The sequence below is a fragment of the Streptomyces sp. NPDC041970 genome (assembly GCF_055588985.1).
The window spans coordinates 64,961-72,280 of sequence record NZ_JBVJCD010000033.1 but is presented as its reverse complement, the minus strand read 5'-3'; the positions used below and the strand labels follow the sequence as shown (position 1 = coordinate 72,280).

Genomic DNA, 7,320 nt, shown 5'->3' with positions numbered 1-7,320 from the left:
CCCCCCCCCCCCCCCCCCCCCCCCCCCCCCCCCCCCCCCCCCCCCCCCCCCCCCCCCCCCCCCCCCCCCCCCCCCCCCCCCCCCCCCCCCCCGTCCCGGTCCGCTCAGGACGCGGCTCCGGACGTCGACAGCGCCTCCAGCAGCGGGCGCAGCCGGGTCGTCCGCTCCTGGGCCGGGACCCGCGCCACCGCGTGCGCCAGCGCCTGGTCCACCCCGTGCACCACGGACAGATGGCGCTCGCCCCGGCCGAACGCGGTGTAGACCCACGGCCGGCTCAGCCCCTGCGCCCCATCGCCCGGCAGCACCACCACCGCGGCGGGCCAGCGCATCCCGGCCGCCTGGTGGGCGCTGAGGGCCCAGCCGTGCCGGACCGTCGCGTCGACCCGCTCCCGCGCCACGACGACGCTCGCGCCCGCGCACTCCAGGTGCAGGCCCTCGGCGTCGGCCGAGCGCACCACGCCGGGCACCGCCCGGCCGGGCGCGGGCACATGGACCACGCGGTCGCCCGGATCGAACCCGCCGAACCGTCCGGGGCCGGGGTTGAGCCGCTGCTTCAGCGCCTCGTTGAGCACGCGCGTCCCGGCCGCGCCGCCGTGGCCCACGGTGATGACCTGGGTCTCCTCGGCGGGGATGCCGAAGGCGCGGGGCACCGAGTCGGCGACCAACTGCACGGTGCGGTGGACCGCCTCGCCCGCGTCGCGGACCGGGACGATCACCACCTCCTTGCCCGGAGCCTCGACCTGGTGCAGCTCGCCGGCGCCGATCCCGGAGACCAGCTCGCCGATCGGTCCGGGGTCCGGGGTGCGGGAGACGACCAGGGGGCAGGCGCGGGCGGCCAGCACATCGGCGAACACCCGCCCGGCGCCCGCCGAGCCCAGCACGCCGGGGTCGCCGCTCAGCACCAGCCGGGCGCCGTCGGCCAGCGCCTCGACCAGGACCGCCGCGCCCTCGACGTCCAGTTGGGGGGCGTCCAGCACGACCAGCAGGTCCAGCGCGAGCGCCCCCTCCCCGTCCCGGCCGGGCCCCTGCGCCCCGGAGAGCAGCCCGGCGAGGGTGACCGCCGCGTCCGGGTCCCCGACGTCCGCCGCCAGCCGTCGCCGGCCGTCCTCGCTGTGGGCGGCGCCCAGGGCGCGCAGGCCCAGGCCGCGCGCGGCCGCGATCAGGGCGGCGGGCTCGGCCCGCGCCGCCTCGCCGCCGCTGTGCGCGACCAGCCCGGACCCGGCGGCCGCACGGATCAGCTCGGCGGCCGAGGGGGAGGGGGCCGAGGCGGCGGCGTCCGCGAGGCCGGGGGCCGCCTCGCAGGCGTTCACCAACCGGGCCAGCCCGTCCGCGAGGCTCTCCTCGGCCAGTGCGTAGCGGTCCAGGCCCAGCAGCACCTGGACCGGCTCCCGCCCGGCCTCCTCGGGCGCCTCGGCCCCCTCGCCGTCCGACGCCTCGGGGCCGGCCTCCTCCTGGAAGACCAGGGCGACGCCCTCCTCGACGGCGTCGCGCACCGCCGCGTCCGGGTCGCCCACGGCGCGCTCGGCGAGCGCCGCCCGTACCGCGTCGGCGTCCAGAGCCGTGTGGCCCTGGAGGGCGGCGCGCTCCAGCACCCATGCCACCAGGGCGGCCGTCCTGCGCCCGTCGTCCGGACCGCAGCCGGCCCCCAGCAGGGCCCGCGCGAAGCCGTCGGCCTGCTCGGGCCGGACGCCCGGCACCGCGAGCAGCCGCCAGGGGTCGGTGCGCAGCAGCTCCGCGGCCTGCTCGCCCAGCGCCTCGGCGGCCGGGCGGGCCAGCGCCTCGGGGGCCCCGCCCTCCGCGAGCACCGCCCGCACCGCCTCGGCGGTCTCGGGCGCGACGGTCCGCGCGGCCGGCGCCGCTTCGGGGGCCTCGGGGCGGGGCCGCGGGGCGGGCGACGGGGCGGCCCGCCGGGGCGCCGGGGCGGCGGCGGGCGAGTCGAAGAACGCGGCCCCCGCCTTCTCGCCGCTCTCCACGGCCCGGACGGCCGCGAGGAGGTCGGCCGCGGTGCCGCTCAGCTTCGTGCCGGCGGCGATGGGGCCCTCCTTCTCGGCCTTGCGCCTCTCGATCCGTTCGAGCAGCTCGCGCTGGGCGGCCAGCTCGGCCTGGGCCTCCGTGAGCTGGGCGGCCTCCGCCGCGTCCGCCGCGTCCGCCGCGTCCGCCGCGTCCGCCGCGTCCGCGGTGTCGGCGGCCGGCCGGTCACCGGGCGCGTCACCGGCATCCGACGGGCCGTCGCCGCCGTCGTCGGTCGCGTCCGCCGACGCGTCGGCCGCCTCGTCCGGCGTCCCGGCGGCCTCGGGCGCTTCGGCGGGCGCGGGGCCCGCGTCGCCGGCGGCCGGCTCGGGCGCGGCGGCGTCCGGCGTGTCCGTGCCGGCGGGGCCGGGGGTCTCCCCCCGCGGAAGCGCAGTCACAGCGTGCTCCAGTCCTGGTCGGGATAGCGGTGCACGGGCGCCGACACATCGTCGAGCGCCTGGCAGATCTCGTAGGGAAGACTAAGCGCCTCCACTGACAACGCCTCCGCGAGCTGTGCGGCGTTGCGCGCGCCGACGATCGGGGCGGCCACCCCCGGCCGGTCCCGGACCCAGGCCAGCGCCACCTGGAGCGGGCTGGTGGCCAGACCGTCCGCCGCCGTCGCCACCGCGTCGGTGATCCGGGCCGCCGTGCCGCCGAGGTACGGCTCGACGAACGGGGCCAGCCGCTCGGACCCGCCGCGGGAGTCGGCCGGGGTGCCGTGGCGGTACTTGCCCGTCAGCACGCCGCGCCCCAGCGGCGAGGACGGCAGCAGCCCGATCCCGAGGTCCAGCGCGGCGGGCAGCACCTCGCGCTCGATGCCCCGCTGGAGCAGGGAGTACTCCATCTGCGTACTGGCCAGCCGGGTGCGGGCGCCGGGCGCGGCGAGCTGCCAGGTGGCGGCCTTGGCCAACTGCCAGCCGCAGAAATTCGAGACGCCCGCGTAGCGGACGCGGCCGGAGGAGACGGCCAGGTCGACGGCGTGAAGGGTCTCCTCCAGCGGGGTCGCCGGGTCGAAGGCGTGGACCTGCCACAGGTCCACGTGGTCCGTGCCGAGCCGTTCCAGGGAGGCGTCCAGGGCGGCCAGCAGGTGCCCGCGCGACCCGTTGACGCGGCGGTAGGGGTCCGGGACGTTGCCCGCCTTCGTCGCGATGACCAGATCCCGGCGGGGGACCAGGCCGCCGACGAGCCTCCCGAGCAGGCGCTCCGCCTCGCCGCCCCCGTACACGTCGGCGGTGTCCACCAGGGTGCCGCCCGCGTCCCAGAAGGCCTTGAGCTGGTCCGCGGCGTCGTGCTCGTCCGTGTCCCGGCCCCAGGTGAGGGTGCCGAGCCCGATCCGGGACACGCGAAGGCCGGTGCGGCCGAGATGCCTCTGCTCCATGGGCGCTGAGATTACTGGCCGGGAGTCGCGGGGTGGAGGGCCGCGGACGACCGGCGCTCCGGCGGTCTGCCGGATCGCGGCGGCCCGCGCTAGAGTCCGGGGCAACGGACGTTACTGATCGGTAAGGGAGCGGTTATGCGGCTCGGCATCAATCTCGGTTACTGGGGCGCCGGCATGGACGGCGACAACCTCGCCGTCGCGCAGGAGGCCGACCGGCTCGGTTTCGACGTCTGCTGGGCGGCCGAGGCGTACGGCTCCGACGCGCCGACCGTGCTGACCTGGGTCGCGGCCCAGACCGAGTCCATCGACGTCGGCTCCGCGATCATGCAGATCCCGGCCCGCCAGCCCACCATGACCGCGATGACGGCCGCCACCCTCGACTCGCTGTCCGGCGGCCGCTTCCGGCTCGGCCTCGGGGTCTCCGGCCCGCAGGTCTCCGAGGGCTGGTACGGCGTGAAGTTCGACAAGCCGCTGGCCCGCACGCGGGAGTACGTGGAGATCGTCCGCAGGGCGATGACCCGCGAGCGCCTGGCGTTCGAGGGCGAGCACTGGACGCTGCCGCTGCCCGGCGGACCGGGCAAGCCGATCAAGCTCACCGTGCACCCCCAGCGCGAGCACATCCCGCTCTACATCGCCGCCATCGGCCCCAGGAACCTGGAGCAGACCGGCGAGATCGCCGACGGAGCGCTGCTGATCTTCCCCTCCGCCGAGCACCTGGAGGACACCGCGCTCACGCATCTGCGCGCGGGCCGGGAGAAGGCCGGGAAGACCATGGAGGGCTTCGACGTCAGCCCCACGCTGCCGTTGGCCGTGGGCGACGACGTGATCGGGCTGGCCGACATGTTCCGCCCGTACACCGCCCTGTACGTCGGCGGCATGGGCAGCCGCAAGCAGAACTTCTACAACCAGCTCGCCCGGCGCATGGGGTACGAGAAGGAGGCCGCCGAGATCCAGGACGCCTACCTGGGCGGCGACAAGGCGGCCGCGGCCGCCGCCGTCCCGCACCGGCTGATCGACCAGACCTCGCTGCTCGGCCCCGTCGAGCGGATCGCCGAGCGGATGCAGGCGTACGCCGCCGCCGGGGTCACCACGCTCAACCTCGCCCCGGCCGGCTTCACCCTGGAGGAGCGCGTCACCGCCCTGCGCGCCGGCGCGGACGCCCTGGAGCGCTCCGGACTCGCCTGACGCCCCGACGCCGCCGCGGCCGTCCGAGCACCACGCGACCGCGGCGGCCGCTCCGGTTGCCGACCGCCCCGCGGCGCATTTGACTCTCCTGTGCGGAAGACGCCCCGCGGGCCCCGCCCCGCGGGCACCGGTACGGAGGTGGCCCCGATGCTCTCAGCCAGAAGCCTGTTCCAGGAGATCCTCGACGACGACGAGGCCTACCGGCTGTTCTGCTCCATCGCCGCCGGCGGCGAGGCCCAGGGCGGCTGGGAGAACGCCCGCATCGCCGCTCTCGCCCCCGAGGACCGCCGCGACCTCGCACCCAGGATCGTCCGGCACGGGGCCGACGAGGACAAGCACGGCCGGATCTTCAACGCCCTCCTGAAGAAGCGCGGCCTCCGGCCGGTCGACGTCCCGCCGGAGACCGACTACACCATGCTCCTGGAGCGGCAGGGCATCGGCCTCGCCCACTCCCGGCTGCGCGGCGAGGAACGGCTCACCGAGCGCGACATCATCACCTACCTGGCCCACAGCCGCGTCACCGAGCAGCGCGCCTCCGAGCAGATGCGGCTGCTGCGCCGGCACTTCGCCGACCATCCCGACATCGGCCGCGCGGTGCGGATGATCTCCCACGACGAGGACAACCACCTCGCCTACTGCCACGAGGAGTTGCTGTCCCTCGCCCGCGAGGGGCACGGCCGGGCCATCCAGCGGACCCTGCGCGAGTGCGCTCTGGCCGAGATCCGGGTCTACCGCGACGTCAGCCTCGCCGTGCTGGCCCACATGGGCCGCCTCCTGGGCTGGTCCCGCCCCAAGGCCGCGGTGCTGGCCGCGGGCGTCCACGCGGTGTACGCGTACGAGCGCATGGCCGGCTGGCGGCGCATGGTGAGCCTGCGGACGCCGCGGCGGCGCGACGCGCTCGGCGGCCCCGCCGTGCCGGAGCACGAGTACGCCTGAGGGCGCCGCGCGGGCGGGCGGGCCCCTCAGAGCCAGTCGCGCCGCTTGAACAGCCGGTACAGGCCGTAGACGACCACGCCCATCAGCCCGACCACCGTCGGGTAGGTCCACTTCCAGTGCAGCTCCGGCATGTGGTCGAAGTTCATGCCGTAGACCCCCGCCACCATGGTCGGGACGGCGGCCATCGCCGCCCAGGCGGAGATCTTGCGCATGTCGTCGTTCTGCCGCACGCCCATCTGCGCCAGATGCGCCGAGAGGATGTCCGAGAGCAGCCGGTCCAACCCCTCCACCTGCTCGTTGGCGCGCGTGAGGTGGTCGGCCACGTCCCGGAAGAAGGGCTGCGCGTCCCCGTGGACGAACGGCACGCCCGCCCCCGCGAGCCGGTCCATCGGGCCCGTCAGCGGACTGGCCGCCCGGCGGAACTCCAGCACCTGCCGCTTGAACGTGTAGATCCGGGCCGCGAGGTTCTTCGAGTCGCCCGACCCGCTCGGGGCGAAGACCTCCGTCTCCAGCTCCTCCAGGTCCACCTGGAGCTCCCCGGCCACGTCGATGTAGTGGTCCACGACCGCGTCGCTGACCGCGTACAGGACGGAGGTCGGCCCGTGCTTCAGCACCTCGGGCTCGGCCTCCAGCCGGCGGCGCACCGCGGCCAGCGGGGCCCCCTCGCCGTGCCGGACCGTCACCACGAACGAGTCGCCCATGAAGACCATGAGCTCGTCCGCGCTGACCGCGTCGCTCTCCGGCTCGTAGACGATCGGCTTGAGCACGGCGAACAGCGAGTCGTCGTACACCTCCAGCTTGGGCCGCTGGTGGGCGCGCAGAGCGTCCTCCACCGCCAGCGGGTGCAGCGCGAACTCGTCCCGCACGAGGTCGAACTCCTGCTCCGTCGGCTCGTGCAGCCCGATCCACAGGAACGCGTCGCGCGAGGTCCGCGCCTCGTCCAGGGCGTCGGAGAAGTCTTCGGGCCGTTCGATGCGGCGCCCGTCCCGGTAGATGGCACAATCCACGATCACGGCGGGCATTCTTCCCCGTGATCGGCGCTCGATGCACCTCGGGCGCCCCTCTACGCTGGCGGGTATGCCCACGCTGATCCTCGTACGCCACGGACGCTCCACCGCCAACACCGCCGGAGTGCTCGCCGGGCGGACCCCCGGCGTCCACCTCGACGAACGCGGCGCCGAACAGGCCGCCGCCCTCCCGGCCCGGCTCTCCGGCCTCGCCCCCGTCCTCGCCGTCACCAGCCCGCTGGAGCGCTGCCGCCAGACGCTGCGCCCGCTGCTCGACGCCCTCCCCGGCCTGCCCCTGCACACCGAGGACCGCGTCAACGAGTGCGACTACGGCCACTGGTCGGGACGGAAGCTGGCCGAACTCGCCGACGAGCCCCTGATGTCCGTCGTCCAGCAGCACCCCTCCGCGGCCGCCTTCCCCGGCGGCGAGTCCATGCGCGCGATGCAGGCCCGCGCCGTGGACGCCGTGCGCGACTGGAACGACCGCGTCGAGCGCGACCACGGGGAGGAGGCGACGTACGTGATGTGCTCGCACGGCGACATCATCAAGTCCCTCGTCGCCGACGCCCTCGGGATGCACCTCGACCTCTTCCAGCGCGTCCACGTCGACCCCTGCTCGGTCACCGCGATCCGCTACACCCGCCTGCGCCCCTTCCTCCTGCGGCTCGGCGACACCGGCGACCTCGCCTCCCTGGCCCCCCGCGAGAACTCCGCCGGCGCGGACGCCGGCGCGACCGCTCCGGGCGGGACGGCGGCGGACGCGGCGGTCGGCGGCGGCGCGGGCGCGCCGTGATCGCCGCGGGC

General features: G+C 76.2%; 6 protein-coding genes. 3 read left to right on the top strand and 3 right to left on the bottom strand.

What is annotated here, in order from left to right; translation table 11 throughout:
• Nucleotides 1-104: 104 nt before the first annotated feature.
• The gene (locus ACZ6EJ_RS17850) at nucleotides 105-2,408 is read right to left on the bottom strand and encodes a helix-hairpin-helix domain-containing protein (RefSeq protein WP_469268100.1); all 2,304 of its coding nucleotides are present in this window, start codon (nucleotides 2,406-2,408) and stop codon (nucleotides 105-107) included.
• On the bottom strand, nucleotides 2,405-3,388 hold the full coding sequence (locus tag ACZ6EJ_RS17845; RefSeq protein ID WP_469268099.1) for an aldo/keto reductase: 984 nt from the start codon (nucleotides 3,386-3,388) through the stop codon (nucleotides 2,405-2,407). Before ACZ6EJ_RS17845 ends, ACZ6EJ_RS17850 begins: the two co-directional genes overlap by 4 nt.
• Nucleotides 3,389-3,523: 135 nt before the next feature.
• Between ACZ6EJ_RS17845 and ACZ6EJ_RS17840 the strand changes: the two genes are divergently transcribed.
• Nucleotides 3,524-4,573: an LLM class F420-dependent oxidoreductase gene (locus tag ACZ6EJ_RS17840; RefSeq protein ID WP_469268098.1), complete on the top strand. Its 1,050-nt coding sequence runs from the start codon at nucleotides 3,524-3,526 to the stop codon at nucleotides 4,571-4,573.
• Between the two features lie 147 nt (nucleotides 4,574-4,720).
• A complete protein-coding gene (locus tag ACZ6EJ_RS17835) occupies nucleotides 4,721-5,509 on the top strand; it encodes a ferritin-like domain-containing protein (protein ID WP_469268097.1) in 789 nt (262 codons plus the stop codon).
• 26 nt (nucleotides 5,510-5,535) lie between these two features.
• Here the strand turns inward: ACZ6EJ_RS17835 and corA are convergent, their stop codons facing one another.
• The gene (corA, locus tag ACZ6EJ_RS17830; protein WP_469268095.1) at nucleotides 5,536-6,531 is read right to left on the bottom strand and encodes a magnesium/cobalt transporter CorA; all 996 of its coding nucleotides are present in this window, start codon (nucleotides 6,529-6,531) and stop codon (nucleotides 5,536-5,538) included.
• Nucleotides 6,532-6,586: 55 nt separating this feature from the next.
• Between corA and ACZ6EJ_RS17825 the strand changes: the two genes are divergently transcribed.
• Complete coding sequence (locus tag ACZ6EJ_RS17825) at nucleotides 6,587-7,309, top strand: histidine phosphatase family protein (RefSeq protein WP_469268093.1); 723 nt, start codon at nucleotides 6,587-6,589, stop codon at nucleotides 7,307-7,309.
• The last annotated feature ends 11 nt before the right edge of the window (nucleotides 7,310-7,320 follow it).